This window comes from Salipiger sp. H15, assembly GCF_040409955.1.
GTDB lineage: Bacteria > Pseudomonadota > Alphaproteobacteria > Rhodobacterales > Rhodobacteraceae > Salipiger.
Genome location: NZ_CP123385.1, coordinates 103,249 through 119,802 on the forward strand (window position 1 = coordinate 103,249; position 16,554 = coordinate 119,802).

The following is a 16,554-nucleotide window of genomic DNA, read 5'->3' on the forward strand; positions in this document are numbered from 1 at the left end:
CCATGCTCCCGCGATCCCTCCTGCCCGCCCTCCTGCTTGCCCTCGGCACCTCCGGCTGCGCCGCGATCTCGGCGCTCGACAGCGCCTCGCAGCCGCTCGACATCTACGAGCTGCGCACCCCGGCGATCGCGGGCGCGGCGGGGCGCGGGCGCGCCGAGCTGGTGGTCGAGACGCCGATCGCCAGCGGCGCACTGACCACCGACCGGATCATGGTACGCCCCTCGCCGCTGCAGGCGCAGTACCTGCCCGGCGCGCGCTGGTCGGACGAGGCCCCCGCGATGGTCCAGACCCTGCTGGTGCGCAGCCTTGCCGAGACCGGCGCCTTCGCCTCGGTCGGGCGCGCGCCGCTCGGCGGACAGGGCGACTACGCGCTGCTGGGCGAGCTGACGGATTTCCAGGCCGAGAGCTACGGCGCGGGGGCGCCGGTCTCGGTCCACCTGCGGCTGATGCTACGCCTGGTGCGCGAGCGCGACGCGACGGTCGTGGCGAGCCGCACCTTCGAACTGCGCGAGCCCGCCGCGGATGACGAGACCGCGACCATCGTCGCCGCCTTCGACCGCGCCGCCGGGCGCATGGTCGCCGAGATCCTGCCCTGGGTCGCGGGCACCGGCGGCTGAGCGCCCCGGGACTTCACATCCTCGCCTGCGACATCGGGCGATACTGACAGGCGCGGCGCGAACGCCTATACTCGGGATCTGTCGAGAGAGAGGCTCATCCTGGGGAGGAGACGCATGGCTTCCGCATCACGACGACTCTTGCTGAAAACCTATCGGGCCTGGCTCGACGCGGACGAGGCCTTCCGCCTCGCGCAGCGCAACGTGGCCGGGTTCTTCCCCGGCACCGGGACGCACCTGTCGGTGCAGATCGGCAACCGCGGCTCGCGCGTCCGCGAGCTCTACAACGCCCGACAAAGGGCGCTGGAGAAGCTTCAGCTTGCCCGCAGGCAGGCGCTGCTCGAGCGCGAGGCGCGTCGCAGCCAGGCGCGGATCAACCTGCTGCTGGTCTACGCGGGCTGAGGCCGGACGGCCCGCCCGGCGGGGAACCCACCGGGCAGCCGGATCACTTCGCCACCAGCCGCTGCAAGAGCGTGGCCGGGGTCACCGCGCCGACCCGCACGCCGTTCCGCGTCACCGCGACGGGCAGGTTGCTGCCGGTCATCGCGGCGGCGAAATCGAGCACCGGGGTCTCCTCGTCCACCTCGACCTCGGCCGGGGCGTCGGAGGGCTGCATCACATCCTTGGCGCGCAGGAAGCTGAGCGGGTTTGAATGCGCCACGAACTCCGCCACGTAGTCATTCGCCGGGTCGCTGGCGATCTGGTTCGGCGTGCCGCATTGCACGATCCGCCCGCCCTCCATGATGGCGATCCGGTTGCCGATCTTGAACGCCTCGTCGAGGTCGTGGCTGACGAAGATGATGGTGCGCTTCAGCTTCGCCTGCAGCTCCAGCAGCTCGTCCTGCAGCTTGGTGCGGATCAGCGGGTCGAGCGCCGAGAAGGGCTCGTCCATCAGCAGGATCGGCGCCTCGGTGGCAAAGGCGCGGGCAAGGCCGACCCGCTGCTGCATGCCGCCCGACAGCTCGCCCACCTTGTTGTCGGCCCAGTTCGACAGGCCGACCAACTCGAGCTGCTTCATCACCCGCTCGCGCCGTGCCGCCTTGGCCATGCCGCCAAGCTCCAGCCCCAGCCCGACGTTCTCGGCCACCGAGCGCCAGGGCAGCAGGCCGAACTGCTGGAACACCATGGCCACGCGCTCGCGCCGGATCCGGCGCAGGTCTGCGGGGGCCGCGCTGGTGACGTTGACCATGCGCTCGCCCTCGCGGATGTGCACGCCGCCGCGCACCACCGGGTTGAGCCCGTTGATCCCGCGCAGCAGCGTCGACTTGCCCGAGCCCGAGAGGCCCATGAGCACGAGGATCTCGCCCTCCTCGACCTCGAGGTTGCAGTCGTGCACGCCCAGCACCTGGTCGGTGCGCTTCTGGATCGTCGCGCGGTCCAGCCCCTCGTCCATCAGCGGCAGCGCCGCGTCCGGCTCGGCGCCGAAGACGATGGAGACGTTGTCGATCTTCACGGCTACGGTCATTTGCGGTTGCCTCCCCAGTTCAGCAGCCGGTCGAGAAGGATGGCGACCACCACGATCACCAGCCCGCTCTCGAAGCCGAGCGAGGTGTTCACCTGGTTGAGCGCGCGCACCACCGGCACGCCGAGCCCGTCGGCGCCGACCAGCGCCGCGATCACCACCATCGAGAGCGCCAGCATGATGGTCTGGTTGAGCCCGGCCATGATCTGCGGCAGCGCGTAGGGCAGCTCGGCCTTGAAGAGCACGTCGCGGTCGGTACCGCCGAAGGCCCTCACCGCCTCGGTCAGCTGCTGCGGCGTCGAGGAGATGCCGAGCTGGGTCAGCCGGATCGGCGCGGGCAGCACGAAGATCACCGTCGCGATGAGCCCCGGCACCATGCCGATGCCGAAGAAGACGATCGCCGGGATCAGGTAGACGAAGGTGGGCAGCGTCTGCATCAGGTCGAGCACCGGGCGCAGCACCGCGTAGAGCCGCGGGTGATGCGCCGCCGCGATCCCCACCGGCACGCCGATCGCCATGCACACCACGCAGGCCGACAGCACCAGCGTCAGGCTTTCCGTCGTCTCCTCCCAGTAGCCCTGGTTGAGGATGAACAGGAACCCGAGCGCGATCAGCGCGCAGATCTTCCAGCTGCGCTGCAGCAGCCATGCGATCAGCATGAAGACGGCGATGATGATGAACGGGTGCGGTTCCTGCAGGATCCAGAGGATCCCTTCGATCATCGTCTCCAGCACGACCGAGAGCAGGTCGAGAAGCCCCTCGGCGTGATCGCGGATGCCCTCGAAGATGGCGGCCGCGAAATCGCCGACGGGGATCTTGTATGAAGTGAGCCAATCCAAGGCTTCGCTCCTTTCGGTGAGCATTCAATAGCAGGATGCCGACCGGCCCCGCGCCGCGGCGCGAAGCCGGAATGCACCGGGCCTGGTCAGAGGCCGAGCGCCGCTTTCACCGCGGGAAGCGCCGGCGCGCCGTCGAGCGTGGTCACGCCGTCGAGCCAGCCGTCGAGCACCTCGGGGTTGGCGGTGAGCCAGGCCTTGGCCGCGGCATCCGCCTTTTCGCCGTCATTGAGGATGGACCCCATGATCTCGTTCTCCATTTGCAACGAGAAGACGAGGTTTTCCAGCAACTTTCCGACATTCGGGCATTCCTCGACGTAGCCCGCGCGGGTGTTGGTGTAGACCGTCGCGCCGCCGAAGTCCGGGCCGAACCACTCGTCGCCCCCCGAAAGGTAGGTCAGGTCGAAATTGGCGTTCATCGGATGCGGCTCCCAGCCGAGAAAGACGATGGGATCGTCCTTCTTGCTGAGCCGAGAGACCTGGCTCAGCATCCCCTGCTCGGAGCTTTCCTTGACGTCGAAGTCCTTGAGGCCGAAGGCATCCGCCTCGATCATGTCCATGATCAGCCGGTTGCCGTCATTGCCGGGCTCGATGCCGTAGATGGTCTCGTCGAGCTCATCGGCATGGGCGGCGATGTCGGCGAAGTCCTTGATCCCCAGCGCGGCCCCGGCGGCATTGGTCGCCAGCGTGTACTTCGCCCCCTCGAGGTTGGCGCGCAGGGTCTCGACGGTGCCCGCGTCGCGGTAGGGCGCGATGTCCGCCTCCATCGTGGGCATCCAGTTGCCGAGGAACACGTCCATGTCGCCTTCCTTCAGCGACACGTAGGTCACCGGCACCGACAGCACGCTGATCTCGGTCTCGTAGCCCATCGCCTGCAGCACGGTCGTGGTCGCGGCCGTGGTGGCGGTGATGTCCGTCCATCCCACGTCCGAGAACCTGACTTTCGAGCAATCCGCAGCGGCGGCGCTTGCGCAAATGGCGAGGGCGGAGGTGGTCAGTACGAATTTCATGGGGTCCCCTTTTGAGGTTAGCGTGATGCCGTTCTGAGTTATTGATTGACGAGTCAATTAATGGCGGGCTATTCCAGAAAAGCAACCAAAAATCCGTGGACCCCCCGCATGGCACGCAAATCCGAGGAAGAAAGACGCAGGGATCTGATCGCTGCGACGATCCGCGAGATCGGCGAGTCCGGCACGCTCAACGTGACCACCAGCCAGATCGCCCGCCGCGCCGGGGTGTCTCCGGGGCTGGCGTTCCACTACTTCACCGACAAGGATACGCTTTTCCTTGCGGCAATGCGCTCGATCCTGTCCGAGTACCGGGCCGATGTGACCGAGGCGCTGGCCGGTACGACCACGCCCGAAGAGCGCCTGCACGCCATCGCGCGGGCCAGTTTCGGCATGACCAGCTTCCGCCGCGAGGCGATCTCGGCATGGGTGAATTTTTACGCACTCGCCCTCCGCTCCGAGGAGGCGCGGCGCCTCCTGTCGCTCTATCACCGCCGTCTGCACAGCAACCTGGTGCACGCGCTGCGCCCGAAGATTCGCGAACGCGCCCCCGACGTGGCGCGGCGGGTCGGCGGCCTCATCGACGGGCTCTACCTGCGCTACGCGCTCGACACCCGCACCCTGCTCGCCCCCGCGGACCGGCTGGGCGAGGTCGACGGCTCGGAGGGGGCGCAGCACGTGCTGCGCGCCATCGCCGCCGAGTGCACCGAAATCCGCGAAAACGACGATATCTGCATGGCCGCGGCCGACCCTTCCCCCATGGCGCCGCTCGCCGGACCCCAGGAGTGATCATGACCACTGTCTACCAACCCGCCGGCAGCCACTTCATCAACGGCGCCTATGCCGAGGACACCGCGGGCGCGCCGATCGAGGTGATCTACCCCCACACCGGCGAGGTGATCGCCACCCTGCACGCCGCCACCCCGGCCATCCTCGAGGCCGCGCTCGCCTCGGCGAAGGCGGCGCAGAAGCATTGGGCGCAGCTGTCCGGGACCGAGCGCGGCCGTGTCCTGCGCCGCGCCGCTGACATCATGCGCGCTCGCAACCGCGAGCTTTCCGAGATCGAGACCCATGACACCGGCAAGCCGCTCTCCGAGACGCTGATCGCCGACGCTGCCTCGGGCGCCGACGCGCTGGAGTATTTCGGCGGCCTCGCCGGTACGCTGACCGGCGAGCACATCCCCGTCGCGGGCGGCGATTTCGTCTACACCCGGCGCGAGCCGCTCGGCGTCTGCGTCGGAATCGGCGCCTGGAACTACCCGATCCAGATCGCCAGCTGGAAGGCCGCCCCGGCGCTCGCCTGCGGCAATGCCATGGTCTTCAAGCCCTCCGAGATGACGCCGCTCACCGCACTCAAGCTCGCCGAGATCCTGATCGAGGCCGGGGCGCCCGCCGGGCTCTTCAACGTCGTGCAGGGCTTTAGTGCCGTCGGCGGCGCGCTGGTGAGCGATCCGCGCGTCGACAAGGTCTCGCTTACCGGCTCGGTGCCGACCGGACGCAAGGTCTATGCCGCCGCCGCCGAGGGGATGCGCCATGTCACCATGGAGCTCGGCGGCAAGTCCCCGATCGTGATCTTCGACGACGCCGACCTCGAAAGCGCCGTCTCGGCGGCGATCAACGGCAACTTCTACTCCACCGGCCAGATCTGCTCGAACGGCACCCGCGTCTTCGTGCAGGAAGGCATCTACGACCGCTTCGTCGCCCGCGTCGCCGAGCGCATGGGCAATGCCGTGATCGGCGATCCGATGGACGAGGCGACCACCATCGGACCGATGGTCTCGGCCCGCCAGCGCGGCATCGTCGAGGGCTTCATCGCCAAGGGCATCGCGGAAGGCGCGCGCCTCGTGAAGGGCGGCAAGCTGCTGGACGGCCAGGGCTTCTACATCGAGCCCACGCTCTTTGCCGATGTCACCGACGAGATGACCATCGCCCGCGAGGAGATCTTCGGCCCGGTCATGTCGGTGCTGAAATTCGCCACCGAGGACGAGGCGCTCGCCCGCGCCAATGCCACCGAATTCGGCCTTGCCGCCGGGGTCTTCACCGCCGACCTCACCCGCGCGCACCGCATGGCGGCGGGTTTCGAGGCGGGCACCTGCTACATCAACGCCTACAACCTGACCCCGGTCGAGGCCCCCTTCGGCGGCTCCAAGATGTCGGGCGTCGGCCGCGAAAACTCCAAGGCCGCCATCGCCCATTACAGCCAGGTGAAATCTGTCTACGTCGGCATGAACCCGACCGAAGCGCCGTTCTGAGGGAGGGCGCGATGCAGGCAGACTACGTCATCGTCGGCGCGGGCTCCGCAGGCTGCGCCATCGCCTACCGGCTGGCCGAGGCCGGGCGGAAGGTGATCGTCGTGGAATACGGCGGCAGCGACGCCGGGCCGTTCATCCAGATGCCCGGCGCGCTCTCCTACCCGATGAACATGAAGCGCTACGACTGGGGCTTCGAGTCCGAGCCCGAGCCGCACCTGGGCGGGCGCCGCCTCGCCACGCCGCGCGGCAAGGTGCTGGGCGGGTCCTCGTCGATCAACGGCATGGTCTACGTGCGCGGCCACGCGCGCGACTTCGACACCTGGGACGAGATGGGCGCGCGGGGCTGGGCCTATGCCGACGTGCTGCCCTACTACAAGCGCATGGAAAGCTGGAAGGACGGCGGCCATGGCGGCGATCCGGACTGGCGCGGCAGGTCTGGCCCGCTGCACGTCTCGCGCGGCAAGCGCGACAACCCGCTGACCCGCGCCTTCGTCGAGGCGGGGGTGCAGGCGGGCTACGAGGCCACCCACGACTACAACGGTGAGAAGCAGGAAGGCTTCGGCCCGTTCGATGCCACCATCCACAAGGGCGAGCGCTGGTCGGCCTACAAGGCCTACCTCAAGCCCGCCCTCGCCACCGGCCACGTCACGCTGGTGCGCGGGCTGGCCCGGAGGGTGGTCATCGAGAACGGCCGCGCCACCGGGCTCGAGATCGAACGCAAGGGCAAGGTCGAGGTGATCGGCGCCACGCGCGAGGTGATCCTCGCCGCCTCCTCGATCAACTCGCCGAAACTGCTGCTGCACTCGGGCATCGGCCCCGCCGCGCAGCTCCGCGAGCACGGGATAGAGGTCGTCGCCGACCGGCCGGGCGTCGGGCAGAACCTGCAGGACCACCTCGAGCTCTACATCCAGCAGGCGGCAACGCAGCCGGTCTCGCTCTTCAAGTACTGGAACCTTGTCGGCAAGGCCTATGTCGGCGCGCAATGGCTGCTCAGCCGCAGCGGGCCGGGCGCCTCGAACCAGTTCGAGAGCTGCGCCTTCATCCGCTCGAAACCCGGCGTCGAGTATCCCGACATCCAGTATCACTTCCTGCCCATCGCCGTGCGCTACGACGGCAAGGCGGCTGCGGAAGGCCACGGCTTCCAGGCCCATGTCGGCCCGATGCGCTCGAAGTCGCGCGGCGCGGTGACGCTGAAATCGCCCGACCCCCGGGACGCACCCCGCATCTTCTTCAACTACATGTCGCACGAGGACGACTGGACCGACTTCCGCACCTGCATCCGCCTCACCCGCGAGATCTTCGGGCAGGAGGCCTTCGCCCCCTACCGCGGCCACGAGATCCAGCCCGGCGCCTCGGTGCAGAGCGACGCCGAGCTCGACGCCTTCATCCGCGCCCATGCCGAGAGCGCCTACCATCCCTGCGGCTCGTGCCGGATGGGCGCGGCCTCCGATCCGATGGCGGTGGTCGATCCCGAGTGCCGGGTGATCGGCGTCGAGGGGCTGCGCGTCGCCGACAGCTCGATCTTCCCGCAGATCACCAACGGCAACCTCAATGCGCCCTCGATCATGACCGGGGAAAAGGCCGCCGACCACATCCTCGGCAAGCAGCCCCTGCCCCGCGACAACGCCGAGCCCTGGATCCACCCCGACTGGCGCACGGCGCAGCGCTGAGCCCTTCCGCGTGCCACCGCGCCCCGGCGGCTCGCGCCCTGCGTGCGGACCAGGCGGCGTTGCACAACTACATCATGCGTGGAATCGCGTTTCGCGTTAGGCTCGTGGCAGGCAACGAGCAGGACAGACCATGAGCACGAAACGCCCCGGATCAACCGTGAGGGCGGGTGCGCTGATCGCCGCGCTGGCCGCAACGCTGAGCGGTTGCGGCAGCCCGGCACCGCGGACCTCCGCCGCTTCCGGCACCGACACGCAGGCCCTCTACATCCGCGAGAACCGCGCGGCGGGCATCCCGCACCGCTTCGGCGACAGCAAGCCGCACGACTGGACCGGGTTCGGCCCGGCGCATTACCCGGTGCACGGGATCGACGCGGCGCGCTACCAGGGCCAGATCGACTGGCACACGGCGCGGAACGCCGGCATCCGCTTCGGCTACCTCAAGGCGACCGAGGGCGGCGACGTGCTCGACCCGGCCTTCGCCGGCAACTTCGCCGGCGCGCGCGCCGCGGGCGTGCCGGTGGGGGCGTACCACTTCTACTATTTCTGCCGTCCGGCCCGCGAGCAGGCGGCGTGGTTCATCGCCAACGTGCCGCGGCGCAGCGGCGATCTGCCCCCGATCCTCGACATGGAATGGAACCACCTGTCGCCCACCTGCCGGATCCGCCCGCCAGCCGACGAGGTGCGCGCCAGCATCCGCGAGTTCACCGCGATCGTCACCCGCCACTACGGCACCGCTCCGGTGATCTACACCACCCCCGACTTCTACGCCCGCAATGACCTCGGATCGCTCGGCGGGCACGAGTTCTGGCTGCGCTCGGTCACCGCGCACCCCTCCGAGCGCTACCCCGACGAGCGCTGGAGCTTCTGGCAATACACCGGCACCGGGCTGGTGCCCGGGGTGCGCGGCCATGTCGACCTCAACGCCTTCGCCGGCAGCGAAGAAAGCTGGCGCGACTGGCTGGCGGTGCGCAGCCAGGGCTAGCCCGGCGCGGCCCCGGGGCCCGCAGCCCCGGGGTGCAAGCGGGCCAACCCACCTTTTCCGCGACAAAAGAACATCCTCCGGCCCTCCGCGCGCCCCGGCGAACAGGCCGCGCGCCTTCCGGCACAAGCCGGAACGCCCTCCTGCGCATCCGGCGTGATACACTCCGCCGCAGGGAATTGCCGCGCTTTCGCCGCCCCGGCAGGGCTTGCGTCCCCGGCCCATATCCGGTCTATCGCGCCGCAAGGGGGAGGCCGGACGAAAACGAGAGACTCGTATGGCCGAAATGCAGACATCAGGTGCCGCGATCACCTTCGACAAGCTGGGAAAGTCCTTCGCCAAGAAGGGCTCCGGCATGGTCATGGCGCTCGAGGACATCAGCCTCGAGGTCGCCCCCGGCACGATCACCGGGATCATCGGCCGTTCCGGCGCGGGCAAGTCCACGCTCTTGCGCATGGTCAACGGGCTGGAGCAGCCCACAACCGGCACGGTCACCGTCGCCGGGCATGACGTCGGCCGCGCCGGCGGCGCCGCGCTGCGCCGCATCCGGCGCGAGGTCGGGATGATCTTCCAGCACTTCAACCTGCTGAGCTCGCGCACGGTCTACGGCAACGTCGCCCTGCCGCTCGAGATCGCGGGCGTGCCCGGTGCCGAGATCAAGTGCCGCGTCGACGACCTGATCGCCCGCGTCGGGCTCGAACAACTGAGCACCCGCTACCCGGCCGAGCTTTCCGGCGGGCAGAAGCAGCGCGTCGGCATCGCCCGGGCGCTCGCCACCCAGCCCAAGGTGCTGCTCTCGGACGAAGCCACCTCGGCGCTCGACCCCGAGACCACGCAGACCGTGCTGAAGCTGCTCGGCGACATCAACCGCGACCTCGGCCTCACCATCCTGCTGATCACCCACGAGATGGCCGTCGTCCGCGACATCGCCAGCCATGTCGCGGTGATCGACGGCGGGCGCATCGTCGAGGCGGGCGCGACCTACGACGTCTTCGCCGCCCCGCAGCACCCGACCACGCGCTCGTTCCTGTCGGGCATCACCGGCATCACCCTGCCGAGCTTCATCGCCGGGCGGCTGGTCGCCGAACGCCCGCAGGGCCCGAGCCAGGAGGTGATCCGCATCACCTTCGCCGGGAAACACGCCACCGACCCGATGCTGGCCATGCTCACCTCGGAACTCGGCATCCCGGTCAACATCCTTGCCGGTGCCATCGAGGAGATCGGCCCGCATCCCTTCGGCAACCTGCTGGTCTCGGTCGAGGCCGAGCGCGGTGCCGAGGCCCGCGCCTATCTTGAACGTCACGAGCTGCTCACGGAGGTGCTGGGCTATGTCGGCTAACCTCATCAACCTGCTGATCGAAGCCACGCTTCAGACCCTCTACATGGTCGCCATCTCGGGCGCGCTCGGCACGCTCTTCGGCCTGCCCATCGGCGTCTACCTCGCCGTCTCGCAACGCGGCGAGCTGCTGTCGAGCCCTTGGGTCAACAAGGTGCTGGGCCTCGTCGTCAACGCGGCGCGCTCGGTGCCCTTCATCATCCTCGTGGTGGCGATCATCCCCTTCACGCGCATGATCGCGGGCACCTCGATCGGCACCACCGCCGCCATCGTGCCGCTGACCATCGCCGCCGTGCCCTTCATCGCGCGACTGGTGGAAAATGCCATCCGCGAGGTCGACAGCGGCCTCATCGAGGCGGCCCGGGCGATGGGCGCGACGCCGCTGCAGATCATCCGCAAGGTGCTGATCCCCGAGGCCCTGCCCGGCATCACGCTCGGTCTCACGCTCGCCGTGGTCAGCCTCATCGGCTACTCGGCCATGGTCGGCGCGGTCGGCGGCGAGGGCCTCGGCGATCTCGGCATCCGCTACGGCTACCAGCGCTTCATGCCCGAGGTGATGCTGGCGGTGGTCGTCATCCTCATCGTGCTGGTCCAGCTCGTGCAGTCCCTCGGCGAGGGTCTGGCCCGGCTGGTCGACAAGCGCGCGCCGCGCAACCGCGGCCGCTGAACCAAGAACAAGAACGCAATTGGAAGGAGAATTCCCATGAAGCGTATGATCCCCCTCGTCTCCGCCCTGGCCCTGATGGCCGGCACCGCGATGGCCGACGACATCAAGGTCGGCGTCTCGCCGGGCGAGCACGCCGAGATCATGGAAGAAGTGGCCAAGATCGCCGCGCCCATGGGTCTCAACATCGACGTGGTCGAGTTCTCCGACTACGTGGTGCCGAACCAGGCGCTGGCCGACGGCGACATCGAGGCCAACTCGTTCCAGCACGAGCCCTACCTCGACAACCAGATGAAGGACCGCGGCTTCGAGCTCAGCCCGATCGCGACCACCATCACCACCCCGATGGGCGTCTACTCGGACAAGATCACCTCGATGGACGACTTCCCCGAGGGCGGCTCCATGGGCATCCCGAACGATCCGACCAACGGCGGCCGCGCCCTGCTGGTGCTGCAGCAGCTCGGCCTGATCAAGCTCGCCGAGGGCACCGGCCTCGTGCCGACCGTGCTCGACGTGGTCGAGAACCCCAAGGACATGCGCTTCCAGGAGCTCGACGCGGCGCAGCTGCCGCGCTCGCTGGCCGACCTCGACGCCGCGCTGATCAACACCAACTACGCGATCGCCTCGGGCCTGAACCCGAAGGAAGACTCGATCGCCATGGAAAGCGCCGACAACCCCTACGTGAACATCATCGTCGTGCGTAAGGGCGACGAGGAGCAGCCCTGGGTGAAGCCGCTGATCGACGCCTACCACAGCCCCGAGGTGAAGGCCTTCATCGAAGAGAAGTACCACGGCACCGTGCTGACCTCCTGGTAAGCGACGGCGGCGGGCCCCGTGCCCGCCTTGCCCGAAACGCGAAGGCCTGCCGCGATCCCCGCGGCAGGCCTTTCCCGTTCCGGCAGGGGCTGCGCTCTCAGCCCATCCGCTCGGACGCATGTTCCCCGGGGCTCGCCGGGAAGACCACGGTCTTGTTGCCATTGAGAAAGACCCGGCGGTGGATATGCGCATGGATCGCCCGCGCCAGCACCTGGCTTTCCACGTCGCGGCCCAGCGAGACGTAATCCGCCGCGCTCTGCGCATGGGTCACGCGGATCACGTCCTGCTCGATGATCGGCCCCTCGTCGAGGTCGGCGGTCACGTAATGCGCCGTCGCGCCGATCAGCATCACGCCGCGCTCATAGGCCTGCTTGTAGGGGTTCGCCCCCTTGAAGCTGGGCAGGAAGGAATGGTGGATGTTGATGATCCGCCCCGACATCTCGGTGCACATCTCGTCGCTCAGCACCTGCATGTAGCGCGCCAGCACCACCAGTTCCGCGCCGCTCTCGCGCAGGATGCGCATCTGCTCGGCCTCGGCCCCCGCCTTGGTCTCTTTCGTGACCTTGACGCAGTAATAGGGGATGTCGTGGTTCACCACGACCTTCTGGTAGTCGAGGTGGTTGGAGATCACCGCGACGATCTCGATCGGCAGCGCGCCGATGCGCGAGCGGTAGAGCAGGTCGTTGAGGCAATGCCCGAACCGGCCCACCATGATCGCGACCTTCATCTTGCGGCCCGGATCGTGGAAGGCGAAGTCCATGCCGAGATCCCGCGCGAGCCCGGCAAAGCCCTCGGCCAGCGCCTCACGGTCGCGGCCCTGCTCGGAGCTGAAGCTCAGCCGCATGAAGAAACGGTCATTCGCGAGGTCCGAGAACTGCGCGCTGTCGTGGATGTTGCAGCCCTGCTCGGCAAGATAGGTCGAGATCGCCGCCACGATGCCCGAGCGCACCGGGCAGGACACGGTCAGGACGATGTTCCGCTCACGGGTCCCCTTGGTCTGAACCCGGTCGGCGGCAGCTTGGACTTCCTGGATGATACCCATCTTTCAATGACTTTCAGCGGCAAGTTCACGTGCCCCGATCTGCAGGAGATGCAGCAGGTGGGGGGCGAAGCTGTTCCAGGCGTCGAGGCGGAAGCGGTCTTCGGCGTCGCGCCAGAGGGTCACCGTGGCGCCGTCGAAGAGCGTGCGGCGGGCGGTGCCGGGGGCGATGGTATCGATGTCACGGGCGCAGCCGATGGTGATCAGCTCGGCGGCGCGCGGGCCCTCGATGACGAAGGTCACCTCGCGGGCCGAGATGTCGACGAGGCTGTGCGGCAGCGTGCCGTAGACCCCGGCGCAGGCCTCCGCGATGGGCGCGGCCTCCGAGGCCAGCAGGACCCATTCGTCGGGGCCGAGGCAGGCGGCCTCGATGGGGCCCTTGACGGTCTGCCCGATGCGGCGCGGCAGGGTCACCCCCAGCGCCTGCTCGAGCGGCGCGAGATCCCCCCGCGCGCGCAGCGAGAAGCGGGTCCTGGGCAGGGCCGAGCTCACCTTGGCGGCCGGGGTCTCGGCCAGGGTGGCGGGCGGGAAGGCGGAAAGCGGGGCGTTCATCATGGCCTCCTCAGATCTTCAGCCGGGTGTTCTCGGGATCGACGAAGACCGTTCCGGTGATCTTCGCCGCGATGGTGCGGTCGGGCATCGGGATGTGGACGGTCTCGCCCATCCGCCCGTGCCCGCCCGCGACCAGCGCCAGCGCGATGGGACGGCCCGCGGCATCCGAGTGGTAGGACGAGGTCACGTGGCCGACCATGGTCATCGGGATCGCTTGGCTGGGGTCGAAGACGATCTGCGCCCCCTCCTCGAGCTTGCTGCCATCCTCGGTCAGCAGCCCGACCAGCTGCTTGCGGCCCTCGGCCACGAGGTCGGGCCGCGCCATGCCGCGCTTGCCGACGAAGTCGGGCTTCGACTTGCCGACGGCCCAGCCCATGCCCGCGTCGATCGGCGTGACCGTGCCGTCGGTGTCCTGGCCGACGATGATGTAGCCCTTCTCGGCGCGCAGGACGTGCATGGTTTCCGTGCCATAGGCGCAGATGTTGAACCTCTGCCCGGCCTCCCAGAGCAGCTCCCAGAGCCTGCGGCCCATCGGCGCGGGCACGTTGACCTCGAAGCCGATCTCGCCGGTGAAGCTGACGCGGAAGAGCCGCGCGGGGATGCCCGCGACGCTGCACTCGGTGCAGGACATGTGCGGGAAGGCCTCCTCGGTCAGCTCGACGCCCTCGACGAAGGGCGCCAGCAGCTTCGCGGCATCGGGGCCGTTGAGCGCGATGGTGGACCATTGCTCGGTGGTCGAGGTGAGCCAGACGTTCAGGTCCGGCCACTCGGTCTGCAGGTAGTCCTCCATCATGTTCAGCACCCGCGCGGCGCCCCCGGTGGTGGTGGTGACGTGGAACTTGTCCTGCGCCATGCGGCCGATGACGCCGTCGTCGCGGATGAAGCCGTCGTCGCCGCAAAGCAGGCCATAGCGGCAGCGGCCCGGCGCCAGCTTGCTCCAGGGATTGGTGTACATGCGGTTCATGAACTCGACGGCGTCGGGGCCGACGACCTCGATCTTGCCCAGCGTCGAGGCGTCGAAGATGCCGACGCCGGCGCGGGTGGCGCGGCACTCGCGGCTGACCGCCGCCTCCATGTCCTCGCCCGGCCGCGGGAAGTACCAGGCCCGGCGCCACTGGCCGACCGGCTCGAAGACCGCGCCCTGTTCCTCGGCCCAGAGATCGATCTGGGTCTTGCGCGTCACCTCGAAGTGCCCGCCGCGGTGATAGCCCGCGAAGGCGCCGAAGCTGGTCGGGGTATAGGGCGGGCGGAAGGTGGTCAGGCCGACCGAAGGCTGTTTCTTTCCAAGCGCATCCGCGGCGATGTTGAGACCGTTGATATTGGACATCTTGCCCTGGTCGGTGGCCATGCCGTTGGTGGTGTAGCGCTTGACGTGCTCGATCGAGCGCATGCCCTCGCGCACCGCGAGGCGCAGGTCCTTGGCGGTCACGTCGTTCTGGTAGTCGACGAAGGCCTTGGCCTTGCCGGGGCTGAGGTCGGTCGGCAGTTCCCTGTGCGACACGCCCGAGCCGGCGCGGTCGTCCGAGACGGTGTAGGCCCGCGCGTCCCCGGTCTTGCCGAGCGCCTCGACCACCGCGCGGCCCTTCTCGGCGCCGTCGTTCAGCACCGCCTCGAGGCCCCAGAGGCCGCGGCTGGCGCCGGCGATGACGCAATCCTCCGGCGTGCGCTCGGGCAGGAAGGTGGTGCGGTCGTCGTCCCAGGCGAGCGTGCCCCTGGTGTGCGAGAAGAGGTGCAGCGAGGGGGTCCAGCCGCCCGACATCAGCACCGCATCGCAGGCGATCTCCTCGCCCGCGCCGACCCTGCCGCCGGAGACCGGGTTGATCCGGATCGAACTCACCCGCAGCCGGCCCTTGGTCGCCGTGGCGGTGCGGCCGAGCTTGACGGGGATGCCGCGCAGCCGCGCCTCGGCCATCAGCTCCTCGCTGACGCTCTGGCGCGTGTCGGCGATGGCCTGCACCCTGGCGCCCGCGTCCGAGAGATCAAACGCCGCGTGCCAGGCGCTGTCATGCGAGGTCAGCACCACGGGGCGCTGCCCGACCAGCACGCCGTAGCGGTTGAGGTAGGTCTGCGCCGCGCCCGCCAGCATGACGCCGGGACGGTCGTTGCCGTGGAAGACCAGCGGCTTTTCCAGCGCGCCCTGCGCCAGCACCACCTGCTTCGCCCGCACCCGCCAGAGCCGCTCGCGCGGGGTGTCGGCGGGCAGCTGCGCGAGGTGGTCGGTCAGCCGCTCGCAGAGGCCGATGAGGTTCTGGTGGTAGTAACCGATGGCGGTGGTGCGGGTCATCACCTTGACGCCCGCCGCCTTCAGCGCGGCCAGCTCGGAGGCCAGCCAGTCCCAGGCCGGGATGCCGTCGATCTGCGCCTGCGGCTCCGAGAGCAGCGTGCCCCCCGCCTCGGCGTTCTCGTCCACCAGCACGACCTTGAGGCCCGCCTCGGCAGCGACCTTCGCCGCGGCGAGGCCCGAGGGCCCGGCGCCGACGATCAGCACGTCGCAATGCAGGTTGCGCGAGGCGTAGCTGTCGGGGTCTTCCTCGGTGGGGCTCACCCCGAGCCCGGCGGCGGCGCGGATGAAGGGCTCGTAGACCTTGTCCCAGAAGCTGCGCGGCCACATGAAGGTCTTGTAGTAGAAACCGGCCGAGAAGAGCATGTAGGCGGCGTCGTTGACCGCGCCGACGTCGAAGCTGAGGCTCGGGTACTTGTTCTGCGAGGTCGTCTCGAGCCCGCCCCAGATCTCCTGCACCGTGGCGCGGGTGTTGGGCTCGAACCGGCCCGGGCCGCGGCGGGTGCCGATCAGCGCGTTGGGCTCCTCGGAGCCCGCCGCCACCGGCCCGCGCGGGCGGTGGTACTTGAACGAGCGGCCCATCAGGTGCACGCCATTCGCGAGCAGCGCCGAGGCGACCGTATCGCCCTCGTAGCCCTGGAAGGTCCTGCCGTCGAAGGTGAAGTTCACCGGGCGGCTGCGGTTGACGCGGCCCTTGCCGGATACGCGATGGCTGCTCATTTCTGGCCCTCCTTCAGCGCGGCGAGGTCGGGGCGCGGCGCGCCCGCCTTGTAGGTGGTCAGGAACTTGTCGGTGACGGTGTTGCGCACGGCGTTGAAGAAGCGCCCGCAGCCGTGCAGGTGGCGCCAGCGCTCGAAGTGGTCACCCTTCACGTTGTCACGCATGAAGAGGAACTGCTGCCAGGCATCGTCGCTCATCTCCGAGGGGTTCTCCGGCCGGGCGATATGCGCCTCGCCGGCATAGGTGAACTCGACCTCGGGCAGCGTCTCGTCGCAATAGGGGCAATTTATCAGGAGCATGGGCGTCGTCCTTAATGCACAGTCATC

General features: G+C 68.9%; 16 protein-coding genes. 9 read left to right on the forward strand and 7 right to left on the reverse strand.

What is annotated here, in order from left to right; genetic code table 11:
* Nucleotides 1-2 precede the first annotated feature (2 nt).
* Complete coding sequence (locus PVT71_RS14790) at nucleotides 3-617, forward strand: ABC-type transport auxiliary lipoprotein family protein (protein WP_353474832.1); 615 nt, start codon at nucleotides 3-5, stop codon at nucleotides 615-617.
* Nucleotides 618-755: 138 nt separating this feature from the next.
* The gene (locus PVT71_RS14795; protein WP_353474833.1) at nucleotides 756-1,016 is read left to right on the forward strand and encodes a hypothetical protein; all 261 of its coding nucleotides are present in this window, start codon (nucleotides 756-758) and stop codon (nucleotides 1,014-1,016) included.
* A 43-nt stretch (nucleotides 1,017-1,059) separates the two neighbouring features.
* On the opposite strand, the gene choV is transcribed toward PVT71_RS14795, so the two are convergent.
* The 3 genes from choV to PVT71_RS14810 all read right to left on the reverse strand — a co-directional run bounded on the left by choV (nucleotide 1,060) and on the right by PVT71_RS14810 (nucleotide 3,922).
* Nucleotides 1,060-2,079 carry a choline ABC transporter ATP-binding protein gene (choV, locus tag PVT71_RS14800; RefSeq protein WP_353474834.1) on the reverse strand — a complete coding sequence of 340 codons (1,020 nt, stop codon included), beginning with the start codon at nucleotides 2,077-2,079 and terminating at the stop codon, nucleotides 1,060-1,062.
* The gene (gene choW, locus PVT71_RS14805) at nucleotides 2,076-2,915 is read right to left on the reverse strand and encodes a choline ABC transporter permease subunit (protein WP_353474835.1); all 840 of its coding nucleotides are present in this window, start codon (nucleotides 2,913-2,915) and stop codon (nucleotides 2,076-2,078) included. Before choW ends, choV begins: the two co-directional genes overlap by 4 nt.
* Nucleotides 2,916-3,001: 86 nt before the next feature.
* Nucleotides 3,002-3,922 carry a choline ABC transporter substrate-binding protein gene (locus PVT71_RS14810; RefSeq protein ID WP_353474836.1) on the reverse strand — a complete coding sequence of 307 codons (921 nt, stop codon included), beginning with the start codon at nucleotides 3,920-3,922 and terminating at the stop codon, nucleotides 3,002-3,004.
* Between the two features lie 108 nt (nucleotides 3,923-4,030).
* Here PVT71_RS14810 and betI point away from each other — a divergent pair, with 108 nt between their 5' ends.
* The 7 genes from betI to PVT71_RS14845 all read left to right on the forward strand — a co-directional run bounded on the left by betI (nucleotide 4,031) and on the right by PVT71_RS14845 (nucleotide 11,636).
* Nucleotides 4,031-4,708, forward strand: a complete 678-nt coding sequence (gene betI, locus PVT71_RS14815) for a transcriptional regulator BetI (protein ID WP_353474837.1) — start codon at nucleotides 4,031-4,033, stop codon at nucleotides 4,706-4,708.
* A gap of 2 nt (nucleotides 4,709-4,710) precedes the next feature.
* Nucleotides 4,711-6,171: a betaine-aldehyde dehydrogenase gene (betB, locus tag PVT71_RS14820; RefSeq protein ID WP_353474838.1), complete on the forward strand. Its 1,461-nt coding sequence runs from the start codon at nucleotides 4,711-4,713 to the stop codon at nucleotides 6,169-6,171.
* A gap of 11 nt (nucleotides 6,172-6,182) precedes the next feature.
* On the forward strand, nucleotides 6,183-7,841 hold the full coding sequence (gene betA, locus PVT71_RS14825) for a choline dehydrogenase (RefSeq protein ID WP_353474839.1): 1,659 nt from the start codon (nucleotides 6,183-6,185) through the stop codon (nucleotides 7,839-7,841).
* 130 nt (nucleotides 7,842-7,971) lie between these two features.
* Nucleotides 7,972-8,823 carry a GH25 family lysozyme gene (locus tag PVT71_RS14830; RefSeq protein WP_353474840.1) on the forward strand — a complete coding sequence of 284 codons (852 nt, stop codon included), beginning with the start codon at nucleotides 7,972-7,974 and terminating at the stop codon, nucleotides 8,821-8,823.
* A gap of 274 nt (nucleotides 8,824-9,097) precedes the next feature.
* Entirely contained in the window at nucleotides 9,098-10,159 is a 1,062-nt protein-coding gene (locus PVT71_RS14835; protein WP_353474841.1) for an ATP-binding cassette domain-containing protein, read from the forward strand.
* Nucleotides 10,149-10,823: a methionine ABC transporter permease gene (locus PVT71_RS14840; RefSeq protein WP_353474842.1), complete on the forward strand. Its 675-nt coding sequence runs from the start codon at nucleotides 10,149-10,151 to the stop codon at nucleotides 10,821-10,823. Before PVT71_RS14835 ends, PVT71_RS14840 begins: the two co-directional genes overlap by 11 nt.
* A 36-nt stretch (nucleotides 10,824-10,859) precedes the next feature.
* The gene (locus PVT71_RS14845) at nucleotides 10,860-11,636 is read left to right on the forward strand and encodes a MetQ/NlpA family ABC transporter substrate-binding protein (protein WP_353474843.1); all 777 of its coding nucleotides are present in this window, start codon (nucleotides 10,860-10,862) and stop codon (nucleotides 11,634-11,636) included.
* A 97-nt stretch (nucleotides 11,637-11,733) separates the two neighbouring features.
* Here the strand turns inward: PVT71_RS14845 and purU are convergent, their stop codons facing one another.
* From purU to PVT71_RS14865, 4 genes are read right to left on the reverse strand one after another with little or no spacing between them, the layout of a single operon-like run.
* Nucleotides 11,734-12,678, reverse strand: a complete 945-nt coding sequence (purU, locus tag PVT71_RS14850; protein ID WP_353474844.1) for a formyltetrahydrofolate deformylase — start codon at nucleotides 12,676-12,678, stop codon at nucleotides 11,734-11,736.
* A 3-nt stretch (nucleotides 12,679-12,681) separates the two neighbouring features.
* Nucleotides 12,682-13,227 (reverse strand): sarcosine oxidase subunit gamma, encoded by a 546-nt coding sequence (locus PVT71_RS14855; protein ID WP_353474845.1) that lies wholly within the window; start codon nucleotides 13,225-13,227, stop codon nucleotides 12,682-12,684.
* Between the two features lie 10 nt (nucleotides 13,228-13,237).
* The gene (locus tag PVT71_RS14860; RefSeq protein ID WP_353474846.1) at nucleotides 13,238-16,228 is read right to left on the reverse strand and encodes a sarcosine oxidase subunit alpha; all 2,991 of its coding nucleotides are present in this window, start codon (nucleotides 16,226-16,228) and stop codon (nucleotides 13,238-13,240) included.
* Nucleotides 16,225-16,527: a sarcosine oxidase subunit delta gene (locus PVT71_RS14865; RefSeq protein WP_353474847.1), complete on the reverse strand. Its 303-nt coding sequence runs from the start codon at nucleotides 16,525-16,527 to the stop codon at nucleotides 16,225-16,227. The genes PVT71_RS14860 and PVT71_RS14865 overlap by 4 nt, the downstream gene beginning before the upstream one ends.
* Nucleotides 16,528-16,554: the final 27 nt, after the last annotated feature.